The organism is Plantibacter sp. ME-Dv--P-095, from assembly GCF_030209365.1.
GTDB lineage: Bacteria > Actinomycetota > Actinomycetes > Actinomycetales > Microbacteriaceae > Plantibacter.
This window is the reverse complement of sequence record NZ_JARVSB010000017.1, coordinates 19939-43904: the sequence shown is the minus strand read 5'-3', so window position 1 is coordinate 43904 and position 23966 is coordinate 19939. Positions and strand designations below refer to the sequence as shown.

The 23966-nt window shown below is 71.1% G+C and carries 23 protein-coding genes; 19 read left to right on the top strand and 4 right to left on the bottom strand.

The features are described 5' to 3' along the window. The first annotated feature begins 42 nt into the window (after positions 1–42). The 10 genes from QRN26_RS18345 to QRN26_RS18300 all read left to right on the top strand — a co-directional run bounded on the left by QRN26_RS18345 (position 43) and on the right by QRN26_RS18300 (position 11082). The gene (locus QRN26_RS18345) at positions 43–1332 is read left to right on the top strand and encodes a CaiB/BaiF CoA transferase family protein (protein ID WP_285037830.1); all 1290 of its coding nucleotides are present in this window, start codon (positions 43–45) and stop codon (positions 1330–1332) included. Next, entirely contained in the window at positions 1332–2111 is a 780-nt protein-coding gene (locus tag QRN26_RS18340; protein WP_285037829.1) for an enoyl-CoA hydratase/isomerase family protein, read from the top strand. The genes QRN26_RS18345 and QRN26_RS18340 overlap by 1 nt, the downstream gene beginning before the upstream one ends. A gap of 56 nt (positions 2112–2167) precedes the next feature. Next, positions 2168–4114, top strand: coding sequence for a helix-turn-helix domain-containing protein (locus QRN26_RS18335; RefSeq protein ID WP_285037828.1), 1947 nt, complete (start codon positions 2168–2170; stop codon positions 4112–4114). Positions 4115–4259: 145 nt separating this feature from the next. Continuing rightward, positions 4260–5420: an N-methyl-L-tryptophan oxidase gene (gene solA, locus QRN26_RS18330; RefSeq protein WP_285037827.1), complete on the top strand. Its 1161-nt coding sequence runs from the start codon at positions 4260–4262 to the stop codon at positions 5418–5420. A 5-nt stretch (positions 5421–5425) separates the two neighbouring features. Further along, positions 5426–6376, top strand: coding sequence for an ABC transporter permease (locus tag QRN26_RS18325; RefSeq protein WP_285037826.1), 951 nt, complete (start codon positions 5426–5428; stop codon positions 6374–6376). Beyond that, positions 6373–7356, top strand: coding sequence for an ABC transporter permease (locus QRN26_RS18320; RefSeq protein WP_056005226.1), 984 nt, complete (start codon positions 6373–6375; stop codon positions 7354–7356). The genes QRN26_RS18325 and QRN26_RS18320 overlap by 4 nt, the downstream gene beginning before the upstream one ends. Further along, the gene (locus QRN26_RS18315; protein WP_285037825.1) at positions 7353–8924 is read left to right on the top strand and encodes an ABC transporter substrate-binding protein; all 1572 of its coding nucleotides are present in this window, start codon (positions 7353–7355) and stop codon (positions 8922–8924) included. Before QRN26_RS18320 ends, QRN26_RS18315 begins: the two co-directional genes overlap by 4 nt. Before the next feature lie 56 nt (positions 8925–8980). Continuing rightward, a complete protein-coding gene (locus QRN26_RS18310; protein WP_285037824.1) occupies positions 8981–9850 on the top strand; it encodes an ABC transporter ATP-binding protein in 870 nt (289 codons plus the stop codon). Then, positions 9847–10620, top strand: a complete 774-nt coding sequence (locus QRN26_RS18305) for an ATP-binding cassette domain-containing protein (RefSeq protein WP_285037823.1) — start codon at positions 9847–9849, stop codon at positions 10618–10620. The genes QRN26_RS18310 and QRN26_RS18305 overlap by 4 nt, the downstream gene beginning before the upstream one ends. A 36-nt stretch (positions 10621–10656) precedes the next feature. Continuing rightward, complete coding sequence (locus tag QRN26_RS18300; RefSeq protein WP_285037822.1) at positions 10657–11082, top strand: cupin domain-containing protein; 426 nt, start codon at positions 10657–10659, stop codon at positions 11080–11082. 14 nt (positions 11083–11096) lie between these two features. On the opposite strand, the gene QRN26_RS18295 is transcribed toward QRN26_RS18300, so the two are convergent. Further along, positions 11097–12914, bottom strand: coding sequence for a helix-turn-helix domain-containing protein (locus QRN26_RS18295; RefSeq protein ID WP_285037821.1), 1818 nt, complete (start codon positions 12912–12914; stop codon positions 11097–11099). A 184-nt stretch (positions 12915–13098) separates the two neighbouring features. On the opposite strand from QRN26_RS18295, the gene QRN26_RS18290 reads away from it, so the two are divergent. The 7 genes from QRN26_RS18290 (at position 13099) to QRN26_RS18260 (ending at position 21576) form a co-directional block, all read left to right on the top strand. Beyond that, complete coding sequence (locus QRN26_RS18290) at positions 13099–14373, top strand: hydroxymethylglutaryl-CoA reductase, degradative (protein WP_285037820.1); 1275 nt, start codon at positions 13099–13101, stop codon at positions 14371–14373. Then, the gene (locus tag QRN26_RS18285; RefSeq protein WP_285037819.1) at positions 14370–15350 is read left to right on the top strand and encodes a hydroxymethylglutaryl-CoA lyase; all 981 of its coding nucleotides are present in this window, start codon (positions 14370–14372) and stop codon (positions 15348–15350) included. The genes QRN26_RS18290 and QRN26_RS18285 overlap by 4 nt, the downstream gene beginning before the upstream one ends. Beyond that, a complete protein-coding gene (locus QRN26_RS18280) occupies positions 15347–16021 on the top strand; it encodes an FMN-binding negative transcriptional regulator (protein WP_082455708.1) in 675 nt (224 codons plus the stop codon). Before QRN26_RS18285 ends, QRN26_RS18280 begins: the two co-directional genes overlap by 4 nt. Beyond that, positions 16018–17487 (top strand): amidohydrolase, encoded by a 1470-nt coding sequence (locus QRN26_RS18275; RefSeq protein ID WP_285037818.1) that lies wholly within the window; start codon positions 16018–16020, stop codon positions 17485–17487. The genes QRN26_RS18280 and QRN26_RS18275 overlap by 4 nt, the downstream gene beginning before the upstream one ends. After that, positions 17487–19100 (top strand): amidohydrolase, encoded by a 1614-nt coding sequence (locus tag QRN26_RS18270; protein ID WP_285037817.1) that lies wholly within the window; start codon positions 17487–17489, stop codon positions 19098–19100. Before QRN26_RS18275 ends, QRN26_RS18270 begins: the two co-directional genes overlap by 1 nt. After that, entirely contained in the window at positions 19097–20278 is a 1182-nt protein-coding gene (locus QRN26_RS18265; RefSeq protein WP_285037816.1) for a M20 metallopeptidase family protein, read from the top strand. The genes QRN26_RS18270 and QRN26_RS18265 overlap by 4 nt, the downstream gene beginning before the upstream one ends. Before the next feature lie 113 nt (positions 20279–20391). Continuing rightward, the gene (locus tag QRN26_RS18260; RefSeq protein ID WP_285037815.1) at positions 20392–21576 is read left to right on the top strand and encodes a sensor histidine kinase; all 1185 of its coding nucleotides are present in this window, start codon (positions 20392–20394) and stop codon (positions 21574–21576) included. Here the strand turns inward: QRN26_RS18260 and QRN26_RS18255 are convergent. Beyond that, a complete protein-coding gene (locus QRN26_RS18255; protein ID WP_285037814.1) occupies positions 21565–22110 on the bottom strand; it encodes a CGNR zinc finger domain-containing protein in 546 nt (181 codons plus the stop codon). The genes QRN26_RS18260 and QRN26_RS18255 overlap by 12 nt on opposite strands. A gap of 25 nt (positions 22111–22135) precedes the next feature. Between QRN26_RS18255 and QRN26_RS18250 the strand changes: the two genes are divergently transcribed. Together QRN26_RS18250 and QRN26_RS18245 are read left to right on the top strand one after the other, a co-directional pair. Then, positions 22136–22354 (top strand): hypothetical protein, encoded by a 219-nt coding sequence (locus QRN26_RS18250; protein WP_285037813.1) that lies wholly within the window; start codon positions 22136–22138, stop codon positions 22352–22354. 77 nt (positions 22355–22431) lie between these two features. Further along, positions 22432–22896 carry a carboxymuconolactone decarboxylase family protein gene (locus QRN26_RS18245; protein WP_056005268.1) on the top strand — a complete coding sequence of 155 codons (465 nt, stop codon included), beginning with the start codon at positions 22432–22434 and terminating at the stop codon, positions 22894–22896. Between the two features lie 6 nt (positions 22897–22902). On the opposite strand, the gene QRN26_RS18240 is transcribed toward QRN26_RS18245, so the two are convergent. After that, positions 22903–23088 (bottom strand): hypothetical protein, encoded by a 186-nt coding sequence (locus QRN26_RS18240; protein WP_056777229.1) that lies wholly within the window; start codon positions 23086–23088, stop codon positions 22903–22905. 9 nt (positions 23089–23097) lie between these two features. After that, positions 23098–23928: an ABC transporter ATP-binding protein gene (locus tag QRN26_RS18235; RefSeq protein ID WP_056005274.1), complete on the bottom strand. Its 831-nt coding sequence runs from the start codon at positions 23926–23928 to the stop codon at positions 23098–23100. Positions 23929–23966 lie beyond the last annotated feature (38 nt).

The following is a 23966-nucleotide window of genomic DNA, read 5'->3' as shown; positions in this document are numbered from 1 at the left end:
CAGGCGACCACAGACCACCGTCCCGACGTCGGGTGGCACCCGATGATCGACGAGGATCTGCGTGTCCGGCTCGCCGACCTCGGCGGGTTCGACACGGAACGCGGCTCGCTCGCCGGGGTCGTCGTGGTCGACGTGACCCGGGTCGTCGCCGGCCCGTACTGCTCGATGGTCCTCGCGGACCTCGGAGCCACGGTGATCAAGGTCGAACACCCGGACGAACCCGACTACACCCGCACCTTCCCGCCGTTGCTGCCGGCTGCGGACGACGCCGACGGGCAGCCGGTCGAGGACCCGGCGCTCAGCGGGTTCTTCGCGCAGTACAACCGCAACAAGCTCGGCGTCACGGCCAACCTCCGGCACCCGTCCGGCGCCGCGCTCCTCGAACATCTGGTGGCCAGGGCCGACGTCCTCGTCGAGAACTTCCGACCGGGCACGATGGACCGACTCGGGCTCGGGTACGAGCGGCTCCGCGAGATCAACCCGCGCCTCGTCTACGCCGCGCTCAGCGGATACGGCCAGACCGGACCGTCCCGTGGTCGACCGGCCTACGACAACAGCGCCCAGGCGACCGGAGGTCTCTGGTCGATGAACGGGCCGGCCGGTGGCCCACCGACACGGGTCGGCACGATCATCGGCGACCTCGCGGCCAGTCTCTACGGCACCATCGGCGTCCTCGCGGCACTCCGGCACGCCGAGAGCACCGGGGACGGGCAGCTCGTCGACATCTCGCAGCAGGACTCGGTGCTCACCCTGACCGAGAACGCCGTCGTGGCGTATACGACCGAGGGCACGGTACCGACCCCGCTCGGCAACGCCCACCCGTTCGTGCGCCCGTACGAGGCGTTCCCCTGCCGGGACGGTTTCGTCTTCTTCGGCGGGTACACCGACAAGTTCTGGAAGCTGTCCTGCGAGCTGTTCGGCGGTCCGGACGAGTACGAGGCCCATCCGGACCTCCAGGCGATGGCGGACCGGTTCGACGAGGAGGTCTATGAGCGGGCGGTCCGTCCGATCGTCGAGCGCTGGTTCGCGGATCGCACGAAGGCGGAGCTGGAGGCGCTCGCCGGGGACCTCGTCCCGCTCAGTGCCGTCAAGGACATCGGCGAGGTGGTCGCCGACCCGCAGATCGTCGCCAGGGACATGGTCGTCGAGACCGCCTACCCGGGCTTCGGCCCGCTCCGGACGTTCGGTTCCCCCGTCAAGCTGCAGGGAACCCCACCGCGGACGACCGGCCGGGCGCCGGCGACCGGGGCCCACACGGTCGCGGTCCTCCGGGAGCTGCTCGACTACGATCAAGCCGCCATCGACGAGCTCCGCTCCGCCGGGACCATCTGATGGACGGCGTCCGCCTCGACCGCTCCGGAGCGACGGCCGTCATCACCATCGATCGCCCGGACAAGCTCAACGCGCTGACCCTCGCGATGTACGACCAGCTCGGCGCCGCGTTCGCCGAGGTCCGCGACGATCCCCGGATCGGCGTCGCGATCCTGACGGGGGCGGGGGAGCGGGCGTTCTGCGTCGGCGCCGACCTCGGGGAGTCGATCCCCGCGCTGGCCGAGGGGCGATTCGACATCAGCGAGTGGGACGCCGCCCACCAGAAGCACACCACCCTCGACAAACCGGTCATCGGGGCGGTCAACGGCCTCTGCCTCGGAGGCGGGTTCGAGATCCTGCTGTCCACCGACATCCGTGTCACCGCCGACCACGCGACGTTCGCGCTGCCCGAGACGGGGATCGGTGTGGTGCCTGCAGGAGGCACCCTCAGCCGGTTGGTGCGCCAGATCCCGTACGCCTTCGCCATGGACCTCATGTTGCGCGGCGGGCGGATCGACGCTGCGACGGCCGCCCGGTACGGCATCGTCAACCAGGTGGTCCCGGCCGCCGAGCTGACGGACACCGCGCACCGCCTCGCGGACGAGCTCCTCGCGCGGAGCGGTACCGCGCTCGCCACGGTCAAACGCGCGGTGCGGGAGCTGTCCGCGTTGCCGCTGGAGGAGGCCTTCCACCGTGAGGCGGTGCTCGGACAAGCCGCGTTCACGAGCGACGACGCACGGGCCGGCCTGGCGGCGTTCGCCGCGCGCACGCCACCGGTCTTCCCCTCACGGGCGTCCTAGACTGAGGCCACCCTGCTCGAGGTGGACGCGGTCCGCCCCACGCTGATGGAGGCCTCATGCGTCCCCCGACCGCTTCCGACGACGTCCGCGCGGACGTCGAGCCCTCCTCGGCGACCGCGACGTTCGCGCTCGACCTCCTCGCCGCCTCCCGCGCGGAGCCGGGACGCCCGGGCGCCGGCGTCGAGGACCTCCTCAGCCGGGCGGGACTCGACGGGGCCGACGCCGAGGCCGTGGTCGAGTCCGTCCGCGAAGCACAGTTACGGGGTGCACGGCAGCGCCGTCGGGCGAGCGAGCTCGAGGCGCTCTTCTCCACCGCTCGCGAGCTGGTCCGCCTCCAGGACGTCGACGAGGTCCTCGGCCGTCTCGTGGAACGGGCCCATCAGCTCATGGGCACCGACGTCACGTACCTCTCCGAGGTCGAGAACACCAGGGGTGACCTCCGCGTCCGGCACTCCGTCGGCACGGTGACCCCGGGGTTCCGGGACCTCGCGGTGCCCGCCGGGGTGGGACTCGCCAGCCTGGTCGCCGGCACGCGGGAACCCGCCTGGGTCGCACGGTACGAGACGATGACCGAGGCCGGGCACGACGACCGCATCGATGCCGCCGTCCGGGCCGAAGGACTCGTGTCGTTCCTCGGCGTCCCGCTCGCGGTCGGTGACGAGGTGCTCGGTGCGTTGTTCGCGTGCAACCGCTTCGGCTACGACTACACCCCGGACGACGTCCTCCTGCTCTCCGCGTTCGCCGACCACGCCGCGGCGGTCCTGCACACCGCACGGGCGCTCGCCGAACGCGCTGCGGCCGTCGTGCGCGCCGAGGAGGCGTATCGCGAACTGGAGCGACACCTCGCCGCCACGGAGCTGGCGAGCGGTATCCACGAGGAGCTCACCTCGGCGGCGATGTCGGGCGGGACCGTCGTGGACCTCGTCGCCACCGTGTCGCGCCGGATCGGTCGGCGGGTGTGGGTGCTCGACGACCAGGCACGACTGCTCGACGGCACGGGGGAGCTGCCGAGCCGCACCGTGCTCCGCGACGCGGTCGCCCGGAGTCAGGTGAGCGGGCACGCCGAAGCGGTCGAGGCTCGGGATCGCGCGTGGCTCGTCGTGGCGATCGTGGGCGCCGACCGGGTGCTCGGGTCCATCCTCGCGGAGGACGGACCCGATCCCGCCGACCGGGTCGTCCGACGCACCCTGGAACGGGCCGCCCAGGTCGCCGCCCTGGTCTCCTTCAAACGCGACGCCGTGGTCGCCCTGCGCGCCGAGCGTCGTGCGCACTGGCTCCTGGCCGTCGTCGACGGCGGTGCCTCGGAGCTGTCAGCGGACGTCGAGCCCGCTCTGCTCGCGCTGACGCTCGGGGCGTGCGCCGTGATCGACGTGTTGGAGCGGGACGTCGCCGATGCGGCGTTCGTCGCCGCCGGTGCCGTCGGCGATGACGGCGTCGTCGCCCGACGCGACCATCGGGTGATCATCGCCTGGGCGGTCGACGATGCGATCGAGGCCACCGAGCGGGTCCGGCGGCTGCTGGCCGACCGGCTGCACGAGCCGGCGCTCACCGCGGTGGTCTGTACCGGGCTGCTCGGCCGGGCGGACCTCGGGCCCGCGGTCGAGCGAGCCGCCGCCGATCTGCGGTTCCTGCGACCGCTCGGCATCGAGGCCACCACGGTCCCCTCAGCCGGTCTCGCGCCATATCACGCACTCTCCTCCGGGGAGCCGACCTCGGTGATCCGCTTCGTCGACGAGCTCCTCGGGCCGGTGCTCGGGTGGGACGAACGTCGTGGGACCGCGCTCTTCGACACCCTGGCCTGCTACTTCGACGGCGGAGAGAGCCGGCACGCCGTGTCGAAACGACTCCGGATCCACCCGAACACCGTGCAGCAGCGGCTCGATCGCATCCGGTCCCTCCTCGTCGGCGACTGGGACGACAGCGAGTTCCGGTTCCGGGTGCAGGCGGCCGCCCGACTCGAACGCCTCCGACGCTCCCTGCGTGAGGCCCATCCGACGAGCTGAGCCCTTCGGGTCGGATCGGGTCCGCCGGCCGGCCGTTCCGACACATCGTCAGCCCGCAAACATGGGTCGAAGATCCATAGGACGCATTTCCCTGCTCCACCACACTTGCCTGAATCGAACGGGCAAGCATGAGGGAGCACCACGGATGGAATCATTCGACGTCGCGGTTGTCGGCATGGGAGCCCTCGGCAGTGCGGCCGCCTACCACCTCGCCAGGCGGGGTGCGAAGGTCGTCGCCTTCGAACAGTTCGAGCTCGGACACGTTCGCGGTGCCTCCCACGACACCTCGCGGATCGTCCGGACGTCGTACGGCGCACCCCAGTACGTGCGGCTCGCGCAGTCGGCCTACCGTGACTGGGCGGACCTGGAGCAGGAGTCGGGCGAACGGCTGCTCACCATCACCGGTGGCGTCATCTTCCTCCCGGTCGACGGACCCTACTCCGCCTCCGACTTCACCGCGGCGCTCGAGGAGTGCGGTGTGCCGCACGAACTCCTGACGCCCGCCGAGGTGCAGGAACGGTGGCCGCAGTTCCGGATCCCGGAGAACGTCGAGACGGTGTACACCGCGGACACCGGTATCGCCCATGCGGCCCGCACCGTGGCCACGCTCCAGCTCCGAGCTCGGGCGCTCGGCGCCGACATCCGCGACCGCACGCGGGTCGACGCCCTCCTTCCGGACGGACAGGGCGTCGTCGTGCAGACCTCGGCCGGCACCGTCCGCGCCGGCAAGGTCGTCCTCGCCGCCGACGCCTGGGCGAACGAACTCCTCGAACCCCTCGGCGCGGCGATCCCGCTCGACGTCATGCAGGAGCAGGTCACCTACTTCCGCCCATCGGACGCCGAGCTGCTCGACCGCGAGCGGTTCCCGGTGTGGATCTGGGAGGACGAGGAGTGCTACTACGGGTTCCCGACCTTCGGCGAACCGACCGTGAAGGCCGCCCGTGACGTCTCGGAGAACCGTATGTCGCCGGCCGAGCGCACCTTCGTGCCGTCGCCGGAGCTCACCGGACAACTGGCCGACTTCATGGCGGACCTCGTGCCAGCGTCCGGACCCGAACTCCGCACCGTGACCTGTCAGTACGCGCTCACCCCCGACCGGAACTTCGTCCTCGGCCCGCTCGACGAGCATCCCGACGTCATCGTCGCCCTCGCCGCCGGACACGGATTCAAGTTCACCCCCGCGTTCGGCCGGATCCTCGCGGAGCTCGCCCTCGACGGTGAGACGAGCGACGACGTCTCGAGCTTCCGCCCGTCGCAGGCACGCCGTGCCGACCGCGTCTCACCGATGCCGACCTCCGCGAGCTGATCCCCATGGCGCGATACCTCGTCTCACGGATCCTGTCGTCGCTGTTCGTCCTGTTCGTCCTCTCCGTCCTCGTGTTCTCGATGGTGCGGGTCATCCCGGGCGACCCGCTGTCGGCGTTCGCGGACCCCTCGAACCCCGACCCCGCGGCGCTCGACGCCCTCCGCACCGAACTCGGCCTCGACCGGCCCTGGTTGACCCAGTACCTCGTCTGGCTGCTCGGCGTGCTGCAGGGGGACTTCGGCCGGGCCATCACCGTCCCGAACGAGGTCTCCAACCTCATCGCCCAGCGCCTCCCACTCAGCCTCACCCTCGCCGTCATGGCGACGCTGTTCGGGACGGTGCTCGGCATCCCGGCCGGGGTGCTCGCCGCGACCCGCTGGCGTCGGGTACCGGACAACACCGTCCGCGGGCTGTCCTTCGTGCTCCTCGCGACCCCGCCGTTCGTCCTCGGAACCGTCCTCATCCTCGTGAACTCGCTCACCCTGCGACTCCCGCTCGTCGGCACGGCCGGCGCGAGCGGCGATCCGTTACGCCTCGTGGGGGTGCTCGTCCTGCCCGCCCTGCTCATCGGGCTCGTGCTGGCGGCGATCGTCGCCCGGTACACCCGCGGCACCCTGCTCGACACGCTCGGCCAGGACTTCGTCCGGACCGCCAGGGCCAAGGGGGCGTCGCCGTCCCGACTGGTCGGCCGACATGCGCTGCGCAACGCGCTCATCCCCGTCACGACCGTCATCGGGATCGAGCTCGCCGCGCTCGTCGGCGGGACGGTCGTCATCGAGACCGTGTTCGCGCTCCCGGGGATGGGCTCGCTCCTCCTCACCGGCATCCGCTCGTCGGACTACCCGATCATCCAGGCGACCGTCCTGCTCATCGGCGCGGTCTACGTCCTCATCAACTTCATCGTCGATCTCATCTACCCGCTGATCGACCCACGAGTGAGGGTCCACACGTCATGACGGTCACCCGCGCCATCGCGCTCGCAACGGTCGCCGGCAGACGCCGACGCCGCAACCGGTTCGGCCCCGCCTTCTGGAGCGGATCCATCATCCTCGTCGGCATCCTCCTGCTCGCCGCCTGGATGACCCTCGCACCGCCACACGACCCGTTCGCGGCGTCCGGGCCGGCACTCGCCGGGCCGAGCCTCGACCACCTCCTCGGCACCGACAACCTCGGCCGCGACAACCTCACCCGGCTGGCGCTCGCCGCGCGGACCAGCCTGCTCATCTCGGGGGCCGCCGCGCTGCTCGGCGCCGTCATCGGGACGGCCCTGGGGCTCGTGGCCGGGTACCTCGGCGGCTGGGTCGACGCGATCATCATGCGGATCGTGGACGCGGCGCTCGCCCTGCCGGCGATCCTCGTCGCCCTCGTGGTCGGGGTCGTCATCGGCACCGGGCCCTGGCCGCTCATCATCGCGCTGGGTCTCGTCTTCGCTCCGGGCTTCGCCCGCGTCATGCGGGCCCCGGTCATCGCCCTGCGCGAACGGGACTTCGTCCTCGCGGCGACGCTGAGCGGCGTGCGTGGACACCGGGTGATCGCCGAACACCTGTTGCCCAACGTGCTGACGCCGCTGTTCGTGCAGTTCGCCTCCGTCGCCTCACAGGTGGTCCTCATCGAGGCCGCCCTCAGCTACCTCGGGCAGGGCGTCCAGGCCCCCGAGCCATCGGCCGGTCGCATGATCAGCGAGTTCACGCGGTTCATGCAGGTGCAGCCGCTGCTGATCATCCTCCCCTCCCTCGTGATCATCCTGCTGTCGGCGGCGTGGAACCTCCTCGCCGACGGGCTGCAGGACTACTTCGCGCCGAGACGGGAACCCGCCTTCTCGCTCGGTCGCCCACGCCGGCGACGGGCAGCCGCGGCAGCACAGCACGGTACGTCATCCAGCACCACCATCGACGCGGCGTCCACGGACGACGCTCCAGAGAAGAGGCAGCAATGAAGACTCGCATCCTCGCGGGGACGGTCGCCATCGTGGCGGCGTCCCTCGCGCTCAGCGGCTGTGCGCCGGCCGGTCCCGCCGGCGACACGGGCGGCGACCCCGTCGCCGGCGGCACCCTCCACTGGGGCGTCCCGGCCGAACCGTCCGCGGGCGGTCTCGACCCGATGGCCGCCAGTGCGATCGCCGCCGAGGTCATCAACGCGGTCGCCTACGACACGCTCCTCGCGAAGGACGACGACGGTGAGGTCGTCCCCGCCCTCGCCACCGAGTGGTCCCAGCCGGACGAGCTCACCTGGGTGTTCGATCTGCGCGACGACGTCACCTTCGCCGACGGCAGTGCGTTCAGCGCCGACGACGTCGTGTATTCCTTCAATCTGATGAAGGAGGCGACCACCTCCGCGAGCACGTACCTCGCGAACGTCTCGAGCATCGAGAAGACCGGCGACGCCCAGGTCACGTTCCGATTCAGCGCACCGGACGGCACGTTCCTGGACGCCGTGTCCGCCCGCCAGACGTTCTTCATCGTGAGCGAGGAGGGGTACGGGGCTGCGACGCCCGACGAGCGGCAGCGGACGACCTTCGGGACCGGCGCGTTCCAGGTGACCGACTGGAGCGACGGTGTCAGCGTCACGATGGAGAAGAACGAGAACGCCTGGCAGGACACGAAGCCGTACCTGGGCGAGATCGTCTTCGACTTCATCCCCGACGAGTCCGCGCGCCTCGCCGCGCTGCAGCAGGGGAGCATCCAGGCCGCGTACTTCATCGACGGCAGCCTCGCCGATCAGGCCGTCCAGGCGGGATTCACCCTCGGTGAGGCCTCCTACCGTCAGAACCTCGCCATCTACATCAACCCGGAGACCGGGCCGCTCGCCGACATCGACGTCCGTCGTGCCGTCGCACTGTCCCTCGACCGCCAGGCGCTCGTCGACACGGCGATGCTCGGCTACGCCGCGCTCTCGTTCGTGCCCCCGGCCGGTGACCCCGGTGCCCTCGACCCGGCGGGCCTGCCCTACTACGAGCGCGACGTCGACCAGGCGAAGCAGCTCCTCGCCGACGCCGGCCAGCCGAACCCGACCATCACGCTCAGCTACATGGGCGACATCGCGCAGTCGCACCACCCCGTCTACGAGATGATGCAGCAGCAGCTCGCCGAAGCGGGGATCACCCTGAAGCTCGACGCGAAGCCGCTGTCGGAGATCGCTCCGGTCTTCACGACCGGCGAGAGCTGGACGGACCTCGTCGCCATTCCGGGCAGCCCCCGCGCCGCGTCCCTGTTCTACTACGACCCCGTCCTCGTCGACGGCGGCGTGTACAACCACTGGGAGGGCAACCCGGAGGCGGACGCCGCACGAGAACTGTTCCAGCAGGCGAAGAGCGCTTCGGACCCGGCTGAGTACGCGAAGCTCGTCGACCAGCTGGCGGAAGAGGCGGCCGAGCAGGTGCTGGAGATCGTGCCGGTCGCTGTCCCCGTCTACTTCGAGGTCTGGGACAGCGCGAAGCTGCACGACTACCAGAGCGACGCGTACTACTCCCGGTACCGGCTCGACGAGGCCTGGCTGAGCCAGTAGTCCGTCGCCCGTCGCCCACCCCTCCCGCACCACCCGAGCGAAAGCTGGTCTGCCTCATGGATCGAGACGTCGACGCCCTCCACGTGGAGGGGCTGAGCATCGCCTACGGCGGCGCTGCGCCATCGGTGCAGGACGTGACCCTGCGGGTCGGCCCGGGGGAGATCGTCGGCGTGATCGGCGAGTCCGGGAGTGGCAAGTCCAGCATCGCCCTCGCGATGATGGGGCTGCTGCCGGACTCGGCGACGGTGACCGCCTCCCGTCTCGACGTCGCGGGGACCGACATGCAGGGCGCCACGGAACGCGACTGGTCGGCGCTCCGCGGTTCGCGCGCCTCGATGGTGTTCCAGGAACCCATGTCGGCCCTCAACCCGTGTATGCGGATCGGTGCGCAGATCGCCGAGGTCCTCCGGATCCACGGGGTCGCCGACAAACGGACGGCCAGGGCACGGGCGTTGGAGATCCTCCACCTCGTCCGGATGCCCGACGCGGAACGTCGGCTCGGCTACTACCCCCACCAACTGTCCGGCGGTCAACGCCAGCGAGTCGTGATCGCCATCGCGGTGGCCGCCGGACCGACCCTCCTCGTCGCCGACGAGCCGACGACCGCCCTCGACGTGACGGTGCAGGCGCAGATCCTCGAGCTGCTGCGGACCCTGCGCGATGAGACCGGCATGGGCGTGCTCTTCATCAGCCACGATCTCGGAGTCGTCGGACAGCTCTGCGAACGGGTCGCCGTCATGTACCGCGGTCGGATCGTCGAGACCGGCCGCGCCGAGCGGGTCCTCGCCGACCCACGGCATCCGTACACGAAGGCGCTCCTCGAGAGCATCCCGCGGCCGTCGGTCCCGGTCCGGTCACCACTGGCGGTCATCCCCGCCGACAACGACTTCGCCGACGCCCCGGCGGTCCTGGAGGAGGTCCGATGAACGACACCCTGCTCCGCGTCGACGGCGTCACGCAGCGGTTCGGCCACGGCGAGCACGCCACGCTCGCCCTCGACGACGTGTCCCTCGAGGTGCGTCGCGGCGAGACCCTCGGCCTCGTCGGCGAGTCCGGCTCCGGGAAGAGCACGCTCGCTCGCGCGATCCTGCTCATGCGCCGCCCCGGTTCGGGCCGTGTCGAGTTCGACGGCGAGGACGTCTCGCGGCTCCGCGGGTCCGCGTTGCGCACGCACCGTCGACGGGTGCAGATGGTGTTCCAGGACCCCAACGACTCCCTCGACCCTCGGTTCACCGTGGCGCGGTCCATCGCCGAACCGCTCGTGGCGGCGGGCATGGGTGCGGCCGGGCGTCGGGCACGGGTCGTCGAGTCGCTCCATCAGGTCGGACTGCCCGGAGACGCCGCCGGTCGGTTCCCGCACGAGTTCTCCGGCGGACAACGGCAACGCATCGCGATCGCCCGGGCCATGGCGGCGAAGCCGGAGTTCGTCGTCCTGGACGAGCCGACCTCCGCCCTCGACGTCTCCGTCCAGGCCCAGGTCCTCAACCTGCTCGTCCGACTCCAGGAGGAGACCGGCGTCACCTACCTCTTCATCACCCACAACCTCGCGGTCGTCCACCACGTCGCGCATCGGGTGGCGGTGATGCGCAACGGCCGCGTCGTCGAGGAGGGCACGGGGGAGCAGGTCATGACGAGGCCGCGGGACGCCTACACGCGCGAACTCCTCGAGTCGATGCCCGTCCTCTACCGGACCTGACCCCACCACCGATCGACGACCAGCAGGAGGAACCCGATGCGCGTGCAACGACTCGGCGACAACGCCCATGAGGTGGCGCTGTACGAGGGCCCCGGCCGGATCGATCTGGAGTGGTACTTCCAGCAGACCACGGCCCTGCCGTCGTCGGTCATGCGGTACCGCCTCGAACCGGGAGCGGCCGAGGGTGAGCATCTCCACCTGGAGGGTGACGACGCGAGCTGTTCGCCGAACAGTTCCGACGAACTGTACGTCGTCACCGCCGGTGAACTCGTCGTGATCTCGGGCGAGCATCGGAGGCGGTTGCGATCCGGCGACGCGTTCTACGCGCCGGCCGGGCTCGTCCACGGTGTCCGCAACGAGTCCGACGCCGTCGCCGAGATGATCCTCGTCTTCGGCCCGCCGACGGGGAACCCGTTCCCGCAATCCGGCGAGGAGGCCTTCTCCACGGACGCGGACCGCTGAACCGGCGACCTCGGCTACCGTCCGGCCTGCAACTGCTCCCGGAGCTCGTCGAGGCGGACGGCGATGCCGAGCCGGAACATGCGCTCGTCCTCGCGCCAGGACGCTCCGAGCACCTGGTCCAGGCGGTCGAGTCGCTGCAGGATCGTGTTCGTGTGGAAGTTGAGGGCCCGCGCGGTCCTCGTCGGGCTCGCGTTGTTCCGCACGAACGCGCGCAAGGTGCCCAGCAGGTCCGCGTTCCGCTCCGCGTCGTACCGCCGGACGAGTCCGATGGTGTCACGTAGGAAGTCGGCCAGGGCCCGCGCATCGGTGTCGAAGATCGCGGAGTAGGGCAGGAAGTCGTCGGTCGATGCGGTGAGGTCCGTGAGTTCGAGCGCCGCGATGAGCCTGGCGGTGCGCATCGCGGTCGTGAACGAGGAGGCGAGGGCACCGGGAGCCGCACGGGGGACGACGGCGACCACCGGATGCTGGAGGCCCGACGCGATGTGTCGGCGGAGCGCCTCGGCATCGAGGGGCCGACGGTCGGAGGCGTGCGCCGCGACGACGTACCCGCGGTATTCGCCCACGAGGGCGTGGTCGTCCAGTTGGCGGCTGAGCGCGCGGGCGGCCGCGGTCTGTTGATCGCCCGGGACCGCGAGCAGCAGTAGGGAGTCCAGTGCCTGCAGGTCGATCCCGAGGCGACGCGCGCGTCGCTCGACGTCGGTCCGTCGTTCGGGCACGTCGTCGAGGAGGTCGGCGATGAGTTCGCTGCGGATCCGGTGGTCGGCGCCGGACGCGGCCTCCTGTTGGAGTTCGAGGAGCGCCGCGACCTGGGCGGCGCGCTCGACGGTGCGGATGTCGACGGCGCCGAGGTCGAACGCCCCGTCGCCGAGGATCAGCGCACCGAAGTGCCGGGTCCCGGCCGACAGGGCGGCAATCGCCCCGACACCGCCACTCGCGACCGTGACGCAGTGCCCGGAACGCCGGCTCTCGGCGATGGCCGCTCGGGCGTCGTCGTCGAGGTCGAGCATGCCGGCCGAGAGCGGCAGGCCGGCGGCGGCGATCACGCGGTCCTGCGCGTCCGTCACGGCGACGGCCCGGCCGAGTGCGGTGGCGAGCGTCTCGGCGACCGGTGCGAACCCGCCCCCGGCGAGGACCGCCTGCACGAGTTCCTGGTGGACGGTGTTCGCGCGGTCGCGCTCGACGAGATGCGCCGTGAGGTCGGCGAGGGTCCGGCGGCTGGCGTCCTCCGAGTCCTGCAGATCGCGCAGGGTCTGCGTCGTCTGCAGGATCACCGAGGCGTGGTCGGCGAGCGCCGAGAGGAGTGCGACCTCCTCGGCGGAGAAGTCCTTCCGGTCGCGGTTGCCGACGAAGAGCACCCCGAGCACGTCGTCGCTCGTGAGCATGGGCACACCGAGCAGCGACACGAGCCCTTCCGCGGCGACGGCGTCGTCGATCCCGCGTTCGTGTCGATCGGTCGTGTAGTCGGAGTACTCGGCGACCCACTGCGCCGTCCGTGATTCGACGACGACGCTCGCGAGCCCACGACCCGGTGGCACGCGGAGGGTCTGGAACGAGGCGCTGACGGAGCCGCTCGTCTCACGGACCCGCAGCTCGTGGGTGACGGGGTCGAACTCGGACAGGTAGGCGAGGTCGACGCCCATCATCTCGTGGGCACGCTGGACGAGCCGGGCGAGCACGGCATCACTGTCGCGGAGCTCGGCGAGTTCGCGGGCACTGGAGAACAGGGCGGACAACTCGTGTTCGCGGCGTCGCAGCCGGATCAGTTCCTGCTGGGGATCGGCATCGGCGTGATCGAAACCGGTGGCCGTTCGCGCGTCGGCAGGCTCTCGCATCGGGTCTCCTGACTGGTCCCTCAGGAGTCTAAGGTGATCGTCCGTCGAGGGGCGTGTGTCATCCACCCACACGATCGCAGATCCACTGAGTCATCCACCCATCGTCGTCGATGATCCCCGCTCGTAGGGTCATCATGACCGCAGCGCCGAGGACCCGGTGTCTGCCTGTACCGAAGGGCGAGCCATGCCGAGAAACAGCCGAATCCAGGGGCTGCGCGACCACACCACCGACGAGCGACTCGAGCTCGTCGCCGAGGGTGCCGGCGTGCCGGTCGAGGCGCTCGCCGCCCTGCATCCCGACGCCGGGCTGTCGATCGCCCAAGCCGACCACCTGGTCGAGAACGTCGTCGGCGTCATCGCCATCCCGGTGGGTGTCGCCACCAACTTCACCGTCGACGGCGAGGATCGCCTCGTCCCCATGGCGACGGAGGAACCCAGCGTCGTCGCCGCGGCCTCCAACGCAGCCCGGATCGCGCGCGTGCACGGCGGGTTCCGCACCTCGTCGTCGGGCGACGTGATGATCGCGCAGATCCAGATCCTCGACGCGGTCGACCCGCACGCCGCACGACTCCGGGTCCTGGAGGCGCGCGAGGAGCTGCTCGCCCTCGCGAACGAGCTGGACCCGATCCTCGTCTCCTTCGGCGGGGGTGCCAGGGACATCGAGGTCCGGGTCCTGCCGACGCGGGTGGGCACCCAGGTCATCGTCCACCTCCACGTCGACGTCCGTGACGCCATGGGCGCGAACGCCGTCAACACCATGGCGGAGGCGATCGCACCGCGTCTCGCCGAGATCGCCGGCTCGCGCACCCTCCTGCGGATCCTCACGAACAAGGCAGACCAGCGCATCACCCGCGCCAGGGCCGTGTTCGACGCCGAACTCCTCGGCGGACCACAGGTGGTCGCAGACATCGTCGCCGCGAGCGCCTTCGCCGAAGCCGACCCGTACCGGGCGGCCACGCACAACAAGGGCATCATGAACGGCATCACCGCCGTCGTCCTCGCCACCGGCAACGACACCCGCGCGGTCGAGGCGGGCTGCCACTCCCACGCCGCGCGGTCCGGCCGGTACTCGGCGCTGTCGCAGTTCGAACAGGACGCCGACGGGAACCTCGTCGGCACGATCGAGGTCCCGCTGGCCGTCGGGCTCGTCGGGGGAGCCACGAAGGCGCACCCGACCGCGCAGGCGGGCGTCACCCTCCTCGGCGTCGAGACGGCCAGGGAACTGGCGGCCGTCATCGCCTCCGTCGGCCTCGCCCAGAACCTGGCCGCCTGTCGTGCGCTCGCCGCGGAGGGTATCCAGCGCGGCCACATGACCCTGCACGCGAGGACGATCGCGGCGAGCGCCGGCGCGACGGTGGACGAGATCGGCGCGGTGGCGGCACGGATCGTCGCCGACCGTCGGATCCGGGTCGAGTACGCGCGCGAGGTCCTCGACGAGCTCCGGGCCGGAACCGCATGAGCGGGCTCCCACGGCCACGGGTGGAGCCGGTCGACGGGCTGCCGACGCGTGTGCGCGTGTACGAGGTGGCGCCGCGTGACGGGTTGCAGGCCGAGACGGACATCCTGCCCACCGCGGTGAAGGCGGAGCTGTGTCGGCGCCTGTACGAGGCGGGGTCGCGCGATCTCGAGGTGACGAGTTTCGTGCCGGCCACCTGGATCCCGCAGTTCGCGGATGCGGAACGACTCGTCGCGGGGCTCGAGGTGCCGTCGGGGGCCCGTGCCGTCGCCCTGGTGCCGAACCTGCGAGGCCTGCATCGTGCGTTGGACGCGGGCATCCGTGCGGTGTCGGTGGTCGTCAGCGCCTCGGAGTCCTTCGCGCGGGCGAACCTCAACACCTCGCGCGAGGGCGCCATCGAACGGGCCGAGGAGGTCGTGGCGGCGGCGACCGTCGCCGACGTCCCGGTCCGCGGCTACGTGTCGATGGCGTTCGGCGATCCATGGGAGGGTGCCGTGGATCCGGCGACGGTCGTCGACGCGGTCGTCCGGCTGCACCGTGCCGGATGTTCGACGGTCGCGATCAGCGACACGATCGGTGTGGGGACCCCGGGGCTCACGACGCGGATGGTCCGGGACGTGCTCGACGCCGGGATCCCGGTCGAGGCGGTCGCGTTGCACCTCCACGACACCTACGGTCAGGGGCTCGCGAACGTGTATGCGGCGCTCTCGCTCGGGGTCGCGGAGTTCGACTCGTCGGTCGGTGGCCTGGGTCGGTGCCCGTACGCGAAGGGTGCCACCGGTAACCTCGCCACGGAGGACCTCGTGTGGATGCTCCACGGTCTCGGCATCGAGACCGGTCTCGACCTCGAGGCCCTCGCCGCGACGACCGCCTGGCTGTCGCGCGTCCGGGGCGTCGGAGCCCCGTCGAGCGTGGCGACGGCCTTCGCGGCCGCAGCGTCATCGGTCGACACCCCGAACGCCACTGGAGGAAGCAGATGAGGCACACCGACGAGTACGTGCTCGACGACGTCGAGGCGGTGCGCGCCCTCGTGCGTGAACACCCCTGGGCCACGGTGGTCAGTCACGTGCCGGGTCGGGGTCTCGTCTCCTCGCACTACCCGATGCTGCTCGACGAGGACGAGGACGGGATCGTCCTCCTCAGTCACGTCGGGCGTCCGGACGAGCGGCTGCACGAGCTCGGACAGCATGAGGCGATGGTGATCGTCTCCGGCCCACAGGGGTACGTGTCGCCGAGTTGGTACGACACGACGCCGGCGGTGCCCACCTGGAACTTCGCGGTCGCCCACCTGTACGGTGTGCCCGAGCTGTTGTCCGACGAGGAGAACCTGCGGGTGCTCGACCGCCTCGTGGCCCACTTCGAGCGGGTCCTGCCCGAGCCGTACCTGATGAACGGGACGATCGCGAACAGCGAGTACGCAGCCCGGATCGTCCACGGCACCGTCGGCTTCCGCATGCGCGTGACCCGGTTCGAGGCCAAGGAGAAGATGAGTCAGGACAAGCCGGCCGAGGTCGTGGAGCGCGTGATCGCGGCCCTCGGCGAGCCGGGACCGTATCGGAACCCGGCGCTGGCGGCACGGATGGGCGCGATCCACGGCATCGGCACCGGAGCCGCCGCGGCGACCACCGACGGCGGGGTGGCGGCATCGTGACGGACGCGGCGCTGACGCTGCTGAACGCGCGGCCGTACGGCCAGGATCCCGTCGACCTCGTGATCCGCGACGGTCGCATCGCCGGAATCGGCCCGGCAGGGACCCTCGAGACCGCCGGGGAGGTCGTCGACGTCGCCGGCCGCAGCATCGGGCCGGGCCTGTGGGACGCCCACGTCCACCTGACCCAGTGGGTGATCCAGCGGCGTCGGATCGACCTGACGGAGACCGCGAGCGCCGCCGACGTCCTGGCAGCCGTCCGTCGCGCGGTCGAAACCGGTGCACCGCTCACCGACGGATTCCTCATGGGGTACGGCTTCCGAGACGGCCTGTGGGCGCAGCCGGCGACGCTCGCCGCGTTGGAGGCCACCGAGTCGGACCTCCCCGTGATCCTCGTCAGCGGCGACCTGCACTGCGCGTGGATGAACACCCGGGCCGCGCACCGGCTCGGCCTGGAGCTCGACGCGAGCGGTGTCGTCGCCGAAGCACCGTGGATCGACGCACTGCAACGGATCGACCAGCACTCGGGGCTCGCCGTCCACGCCTATCGCGACGCCGCCGAGGACGCAGCGCGACGCGGTGTCGTCGGCGTCGTCGAATTCGAGAACACCGACAACCTCGGCGAGTGGTCGGAGCGCATCGCCGGCGGGGCGACGAGCCTGCGGATCGAGGCCGCCGCCTGGCCGGACCGCCTCGAATCCGTCATCGCTGCAGGGCTCCGCACCGGGGACCCGATCGACCCGGCCGGTCTCCTCACCATGGGCCGCCTGAAGGTCGTCGTCGACGGTTCCCTCAACACGCGGACCGCCTGGTGCTGGGACCCGTACCCGGGTGTCGATCCGTCGAGCGCGCACGCCTGCGGCGTCGAGAGCGTCTCGATCGACGAGCTGCGCCGGCTGTTGGAGCGTGCGAGGGGCGCCGGGATCGAGGCTGCCGTGCACGCCATCGGCGACCGTGCCAACACCGAGGTCCTCGACACCTTCGAAGCGCTGGGGATGCGCGGGGTCGTCGAACACGCGCAGCTCGTGCGCGAGGAGGACTTCGCCCGGTTCGCCGAGCTCGGACTCATCGCGAGCGTGCAACCCGAGCATGCGATGGACGACCGCGACGTCGCCGATCGCCACTGGAGCGGCCGCACGGGTCGCGCCTTCGCCTTCGGATCGCTGCACCGTGCCGGGGTCGGGCTCCGGCTCGGATCCGACGCCCCGGTCTCGCCGCTGGACCCGTGGCAGGCGATCGCCGCCGCGACGACCAGGAGTCGCGACGGCCGCGACGCCTGGCACCCCGAACAACGGCTCCCGATGGACGTCGCCCTCGCGGCGAGCGTGCGGACGTCGATCGCGGTCGGACAACCCGCCGACCTCGTCATCACCGACCTCGACCCGCTCAGCACCGACCCCGAGCGGTTGCGGTCGATGCCGGTGTCCGCGACCCTGCTCGGCGGCCGCTTCACGTGGAGGGCCATCTGATGCGCGGGTCGCAGCTGTTCAGCAACGCGCGGGTCTTCACCGGCACCGACGAGACGGGGTTCGCCTCGGCGTTCCGCATCGTCGACGGACGCTTCGACTGGGTGGGCGATGCGGCGGACGTCGCGGGCGAGCCTGCCGTCGACCTCGGCGGGCGGACGGTGCTGCCCGGCCTCATCGACAGCCACACCCATCCGGCGCTCATGGCCGCCACCGCCGTGGCAGCCGAGTGCTTCCCGCCGTCCGTGGTGTCGATCACCGGCCTCGTCGACCGCCTCCGCGAGCACGCGGCGACCCTGACCTCAGCGAGCGCCTGGGTCCTCGGTCGCGGCTTCGACGACACGAAGTTCCCCGAGGGACGCATGCCGACGGCGGCGGACCTCGACGCCGTGTCCACCGAGCGGCCCGTCCTCGTCTGGCGTTGCGACGCCCACTCCGCCGTCTGCAACAGCGCGGCGCTCAGACTCGCGGGCATCACGGCCACGACGCCCGACCCGCCCGGCGCGCGCTTCGAACGTGGACCGGCCGGCGAACCGAACGGCGTCCTCACCGAGATCGCCGCGGTCGAGGCCGTCTCGCGGTTCATCCCGGTCCCGGAGCGCGAGGAACAGCTCGCATCGTTGGTGGCGATCGGCGAGGAACTGGCGTCCCGCGGGATCGTGGCGGTGTGCGACCTGCTGTCGAACCGGCTGCACGACCCCCTCGACGCCTTCCGGAGCGCCGCCGATCAGGGCCTGCGCACCCGGGTCGCCCTCTACCCGGGGTGGGATCCGTCCGCGCCGCTCGCCGAGCTGACCGAGGACGACCGCGAGGGTCGGATCCGCATCGGCGGGGTCAAGGTCGTCCTCGACGGGGCCTACTCGAACCGCACGGCCTGGGTCGCCGAACCGTACCCGGAATCCTGCGACCACGGACTCCGCCTCGTCGACGACGAGGACGTCCTCGCCGCAGGCGCCTGGGCTCGCCGCAACGGCGTCCAGCTCGCCGTGCACGCCATGGGTGACCGCGCCCTCGATCGCGTCGCGAGCCTCTTCGAACACGAGGAACCCTGGCTCGACGGGATCCCGTCGGTCCGGATCGAGCACGCCACCATCATCAGCGAGCCCTACGCCGAACGACTCCGGTCCGCTCGGATGACGTTCGGGATCGCCACCCACACCGTCTTCTTCTTCGCCGAGTACGACGGGTACGAGCTGGCCCTGCGCGCCGAACAGATGCCGGACGCCTACCCGATCGCGCGGCTGTACCGCACGATCGAACCGCTCGCGCTGTCTTCGGACCGTCCCGCGACCGCGTGGAGTGGCGCGGACGACGTCATGCTGAGCGTGGAGGCCGCGGTCCGACGCCAGGCCTACAACGGCGCAGACTTCGTCCCGGCCGAGGCGATCAGCGTCGCCCAAGCACTGCTGCTGTACACCGGACGGGCCGCGCTGCTCTCGCCCCTCGAGGGCGTCGGCCGGATCGCTCCCGGATACGACGGCAGCTTCGCCGTCCTCGACCGTGACGTCTTCAGCGTGCCCACGGACGAGATCGCCGCCGTGCGGGTCGCCGAGACGTGGATCGACGGTGAGCAGGTGTACCGGCGTCCGCCGGAGGACGAGGAGGACCGGACATGACGACGTTCCAGGAGGATGCGACCACACTGCTCGAGGAGCTCGTGGCCGTCCGGCGCGAACTGCATCAGGCCGTCGAGGTCGGGCTGGACCTGCCGGCGACCCGGCTGATCATCCTGCGCGAGCTGGCCGACCTCGGGCTCGAGATCACGACCGGGGACGGCATCTCCTCCGTGGTCGCGGTCCTGCGCGGCGACCTCCCCGGGCCGACCGTCCTCCTCCGAGCCGACATGGACGGGCTGCCCGTCACCGAGGCGACCGGGCTCCCGTTCGCCGCGACGTCGGGGGCGATGCACGCCTGCGGTCACGATCTGCACATGGCCGGCCTCCTCGGTGCGGTCCGCCTCCTCGTGGCCCGTCGCGACCGGCTCGCCGGCACCGTGGTGTTCATGTTCCAGCCCGGTGAGGAGGGGCAGGCTGGCGCCAGGGTCATGCTCGAGGCGGGACTCCTCGACGTCGCGGGGGAGCGACCCGTCGCCGCCTACGCGCTCCACGTCGACCCCAGCACCCGCCGCGGCGACCTCGTCACCCGGGAGGGCGCGATGATGGCGAGCGCCAACGCGCTGCGCGTCACCGTCCGTGGGACGGGCGGTCACGCGGCGTTCCCGCATCTCGCCGTCGACCCGGTGCCGGTGGCCGCGCACCTCATCCTGGCCGTGCAGACCTTCGCGGCGCGTCGGTTGCCGGCCACCGATCAGGCCGTCATCTCCATCACCCGCCTCGGCAGTGACTCGGAGGCGAGCAACGTCCTGGCGTCGGCGGTCAGCCTCGAGGCGAACATCCGCACGCTGTCGAAGGCCACGCTCACGACGGTGCGTGAGCAGCTGCCTGAGCTGCTGCGGGCCATCTCGGACGCGCACGGCTGCACCCTGGAGTCGACGTTCATCGAGTCCTACCCGGTCACCGTCAACGACCCCGCCGAGACACGGTTCGTGCTCGGCGCCCTCGACGCGCTCGTCGGACCCGACCGGGTGGTCCGGCAGGAGGCCCCGTCGATGGCGTCCGAGGACTTCGCCTACGTGCTCGACGAGGTCCCGGGAACGCTCGTCTTCGTCGGTGCGGCACCCGAGGGTGGGTCTCCAGCGCTCCACTCGGAACGGGCCGTCTTCGACGACAGCGTCCTGGGCCTCCAGGCCACGGTCCTCGCCGAGCTCGCGTGGCAGCGGCTCCAGCTGCGCTGATGCGCGGGTGGTCGACCCGAACGGCCCGCGAGATCCCCGACACCTGGGGGATCGGGTGTCCCCTGGATGGGTAGCATTGACTCGTTCCGGATTCCGACGACGAGAGGGCACGCGTGATCACCGCAGAGGACATCACGAGGCGTGCCGCGATCGCCGAGTACCAGATCGTCGGCCGCCCGCCCGAGACCGATCTCGAGAGCCTGGTCCAATTGGCGGCGACGATGTGCGACGTGCCGAAGGCCGTCATCAACATCATCGACGACCGCTTCCAGCACCAGGTCGCCGCGGTGGGGCTCGAGCCCGCGAGTTGCTCGCGTGAGGACTCGATGTGCGCGGTCGTGTTCCAGCAGCAGTCCCGCACGATGGTCCCCGACGCCCGCGAGGACGAGCGGTTCGCGTCGAACCCCTTCGTCACCGGCGAGGTCGCGAACGTCCGCTTCTACGCCTCGAGTCCACTCGTCACGCCGGACGGGGTGCCCATCGGGACCCTGTGCATCTTCGACGACCGGGTGCGCGAGCTCGCCCCGGAGCACGGCCGGGCGCTGGACCTGCTCGCCCGGCAGGTCGTCGACGTCCTCGAGCTGCTCCGCCTCACGCATGAGCTCGGCCAATCGAACGAGCAGCTCGCGCAGTTCGCCGGACAGGTGAGCCACGACCTGCGCAACCCGCTCATGGCGGTCTCCGGGTTCCTCGAACTCGCGACCGACAGCCCCGAGATGGCGAACGCACCGCACGCGGCGAAGGCGCTCGCCCGGGCCGAGTCCGCCGCCGACCGGATGGCGGCGATGATCACCGACCTGCTGGACTTCGCCCGGATCGGTGGCGCCCGTCCGCGGCGCGAGACGATCGACCTCGAGCCGCTCGTCTCCTCGGTGATCGAAGACCTCGATGCGGTCATCGTCGCGACCGGTGCGACCGTCGTCGTCGACACGCCGCTGCCGGTGCATGGCGACGAGACGCTGCTGCGCGCGCTGCTGCAGAACCTGGTCGCGAACGCGGTGAAGTTCAGTGCGGCGGACGGGGCCGTCCCGCACGTGCTCGTGCAGGCCGAACGGGTCTCCGCCGGGGTGCTGGTCGCGGTCGAGGACAACGGTCCCGGTGTCGCGCCGGAGCAGCGCGAACGCGTCTTCGATCTCATGGAACGTGCGGCGGGGAGTGAGGTCGCCGGCCTCGGCATCGGCCTCTCGACCTGTCGGCGGATCGTCGAGGCGCACGGTGGCCGGATCGAGATCGACGAGTCCGGGCTCGGGGGAGCGAGCGTCTGGTTCCTGCTGCCGGACCCCCGTTCAGCGGGCTGAGCCTCCTCCGCGCGCCCGGTGCCGACGCACACCCGAGCGGTTGGCGCACCGCACCGAGCAGTACCGCTGCCGACCGTTGCGGGTGACGTCGACGACGACGTTCCGACAGGTGTCGCCCGGTTCCGAACCGGCGGCACAGCGGCTGAGACGCTGCATGCCCCGGGTGGTCAGGTGCAGGGCCGTCCCGACGCTGATCACGGCGGCGAGCACCGCCGGCAGGGTCTGATGCTCGTCACGGTAGTGGAGATGCCAGCCTTCACCATCATGGTCGGTCAGCCGCGGGAACGCGGCCGCTGAGGCCATCTGCCGGTTGAGCGCCGCCGCCCTGGCCTGGTCGTCCGTCGCGTCCACGACCATCAGCCACTCGTCGACGACGGCGCGCACCCGCCGATGGTCGTCGACCGCTTCGGTGAACGGCATCGTCATCCCATGCTCGCGGGTGCGATCGACGATGCCGTCCCGGTCGTCGGGCCAAGCGTTCGCGAGTGACGCGGCGAGCAGGACCGCGTACGATCCGTAAGGGTTGAGATGCATAACGCCATTACATCATGGTTGACGCATGACCATCCTCGACGCACCACCACAGCCGTCCGCTCCGACCACCGAGCTGTCCGATGCACACCCGCACACCTGGACGACCGAGTCGGCGCACACCACCTCGGAAGGCCGCCTCCGCTACCTCCGGTGCGCTTCCTGCGGGTCCCGCCGGATCGTCCTCGAGCCGTACGAGGAGCTCGGGGTCGTCGCCGTCACCCGCCACGACATCCCGTCACGGTGACGTCCCTCCCGTCGTGCGCGTTAGCGTTGGACCGAGGGGCTGCGGAACCGCGCCCGCCGAGCGAGGAGAGGAACCCCATGAGCGCCGACGTCTGGCTCGACAAGGAATCACCCGAGGTCTACCAGGCGCTCGTCGAGACCGGTCGTGCAGCCGGCCGCGCCGCGCTCGCCGCCGGCATCGACAAGCGCCTCATCGAGCTCGTCCGGATCCGCGCCTCCCAGATCAACGGGTGCGCCTACTGCCTGCGCATCCACGTGGCCGACGCGATCGCGCTCGGCGAGACCACCGAACGCCTGGCGATCCTGTCCGCCTGGCGGGACACCACCTACTTCAGCCCGGTCGAACAGGCGGCGCTCGCGATCACCGAGGACGTCACCCTCATCGCGGACGTGCAACACCGCCGGCGACTGCCGGACGACGACCTGTCGACGCTCACGAACGGTCAGATCGCCGCGGTCCGGTGGTTGGCGATCGTCATCAACGCCTTCAACCGCGTCTCGATCACGAGCCACCACCCGGTGCACCCGGACGCGGCGCACTGACCCGGGTCAGTCCTTCCGGCGCCTCGCCCCGCGGAACCATGCTGCGACGCGGGTGCCCAGGGAATCGGAGTACTCGTTCGACAGGTCGAGCGTCTCCTTGCTCAGATCGCCACCGTTCCTGATCGCCTCGAGCGCACGGAGCGCACGCGCCTCCTGCTCGGCCGCCCGTCTCCTGCGCTCGTCCTCACCCATGCGCCCAGCCTAGACGCGGTCGGCGTCAGCACCAGGCCCGACGGTGACGTGGTGTCGGCCGATGGGCAGCATGAGCGGTTTCCCGGAGGTGGGGTCGGTGATCACCTGGTTCTGGAGACCGAACACGGCGCGGACGGTCGCTTCCGTCAGCACCTCATGTGGCGTGCCGGCCGCGTGGAGTCGCCCGCCGGCGAGGGCGATGAGGTGGTCGGCGTACCGTGCGGCGAGGTTGAGGTCGTGGAGCACCATCACGATCGTGGTGCCGCGGGAGCGGTTGAGGTCGGTGAGGAGGTCGAGCACCTCGACCTGATGGCTGACGTCGAGGAAGGTGGTCGGTTCGTCGAGGAGGAGCAGGTCCGTCTGCTGGGCGAGTGCCATCGCGATCCACACCCGCTGGCGTTGCCCGCCGGACAGTTCGTCCACATGCCGGTCGGCGAGCTCGCTCGTCTCGGTGGCGTCGAGCGCCGCGGCGACGGCGACGTCGTCCTCCGTGCTCCACCGCGAGAGGATGCCCTGGTGCGGGTGCCTGCCACGACCGACGAGGTCGGCGACGGTGATGCCCTCCGGCGCGATCGGCGACTGCGGGAGGAGGCCGAGCGTGCGTGCGAGCTGCTTGGCCGGCGTCCGGTGGACCTCCTTGCCGTCGAGGACGACCCGTCCACCGCGCGGGGCGAGCAGACGCGACATCGACCGGAGCAGGGTGGACTTCCCACAGGCGTTGGCCCCGACGATCGCCGTCACCTTGCCCGGTGGGACGACGAGGTCCAGGTGCTCGATGACGGTGCGATCGCCGTATCCGAGGGTGAGTCGCTCGACGAGGAGCTGATGATCGGTGGTCACGGGGTGCCTCCCGGGCGCGGAGTCGAGACGGGGGTCGG

What these genes read in the sequence shown, in the direction of transcription:
- QRN26_RS18345 (WP_285037830.1), top strand. Translation starts at nt 43, where the DNA reads ATGATCGACGAGGATCTGCGTGTCCGGCTCGCCGACCTCGGCGGGTTC.
- QRN26_RS18340 (WP_285037829.1), top strand. Translation starts at nt 1,332, where the DNA reads ATGGACGGCGTCCGCCTCGACCGCTCCGGAGCGACGGCCGTCATCACC.
- QRN26_RS18335 (WP_285037828.1), top strand. Translation starts at nt 2,168, where the DNA reads ATGCGTCCCCCGACCGCTTCCGACGACGTCCGCGCGGACGTCGAGCCC.
- solA (WP_285037827.1), top strand. Translation starts at nt 4,260, where the DNA reads ATGGAATCATTCGACGTCGCGGTTGTCGGCATGGGAGCCCTCGGCAGT.
- QRN26_RS18325 (WP_285037826.1), top strand. Translation starts at nt 5,426, where the DNA reads ATGGCGCGATACCTCGTCTCACGGATCCTGTCGTCGCTGTTCGTCCTG.
- QRN26_RS18320 (WP_056005226.1), top strand. Translation starts at nt 6,373, where the DNA reads ATGACGGTCACCCGCGCCATCGCGCTCGCAACGGTCGCCGGCAGACGC.
- QRN26_RS18315 (WP_285037825.1), top strand. Translation starts at nt 7,353, where the DNA reads ATGAAGACTCGCATCCTCGCGGGGACGGTCGCCATCGTGGCGGCGTCC.
- QRN26_RS18310 (WP_285037824.1), top strand. Translation starts at nt 8,981, where the DNA reads ATGGATCGAGACGTCGACGCCCTCCACGTGGAGGGGCTGAGCATCGCC.
- QRN26_RS18305 (WP_285037823.1), top strand. Translation starts at nt 9,847, where the DNA reads ATGAACGACACCCTGCTCCGCGTCGACGGCGTCACGCAGCGGTTCGGC.
- QRN26_RS18300 (WP_285037822.1), top strand. Translation starts at nt 10,657, where the DNA reads ATGCGCGTGCAACGACTCGGCGACAACGCCCATGAGGTGGCGCTGTAC.
- QRN26_RS18295 (WP_285037821.1), bottom strand. Translation starts at nt 12,914, where the DNA reads ATGCGAGAGCCTGCCGACGCGCGAACGGCCACCGGTTTCGATCACGCC.
- QRN26_RS18290 (WP_285037820.1), top strand. Translation starts at nt 13,099, where the DNA reads ATGCCGAGAAACAGCCGAATCCAGGGGCTGCGCGACCACACCACCGAC.
- QRN26_RS18285 (WP_285037819.1), top strand. Translation starts at nt 14,370, where the DNA reads ATGAGCGGGCTCCCACGGCCACGGGTGGAGCCGGTCGACGGGCTGCCG.
- QRN26_RS18280 (WP_082455708.1), top strand. Translation starts at nt 15,347, where the DNA reads ATGAGGCACACCGACGAGTACGTGCTCGACGACGTCGAGGCGGTGCGC.
- QRN26_RS18270 (WP_285037817.1), top strand. Translation starts at nt 17,487, where the DNA reads ATGCGCGGGTCGCAGCTGTTCAGCAACGCGCGGGTCTTCACCGGCACC.
- QRN26_RS18265 (WP_285037816.1), top strand. Translation starts at nt 19,097, where the DNA reads ATGACGACGTTCCAGGAGGATGCGACCACACTGCTCGAGGAGCTCGTG.
- QRN26_RS18255 (WP_285037814.1), bottom strand. Translation starts at nt 22,110, where the DNA reads ATGCATCTCAACCCTTACGGATCGTACGCGGTCCTGCTCGCCGCGTCA.
- QRN26_RS18250 (WP_285037813.1), top strand. Translation starts at nt 22,136, where the DNA reads ATGACCATCCTCGACGCACCACCACAGCCGTCCGCTCCGACCACCGAG.
- QRN26_RS18245 (WP_056005268.1), top strand. Translation starts at nt 22,432, where the DNA reads ATGAGCGCCGACGTCTGGCTCGACAAGGAATCACCCGAGGTCTACCAG.
- QRN26_RS18240 (WP_056777229.1), bottom strand. Translation starts at nt 23,088, where the DNA reads ATGGGTGAGGACGAGCGCAGGAGACGGGCGGCCGAGCAGGAGGCGCGT.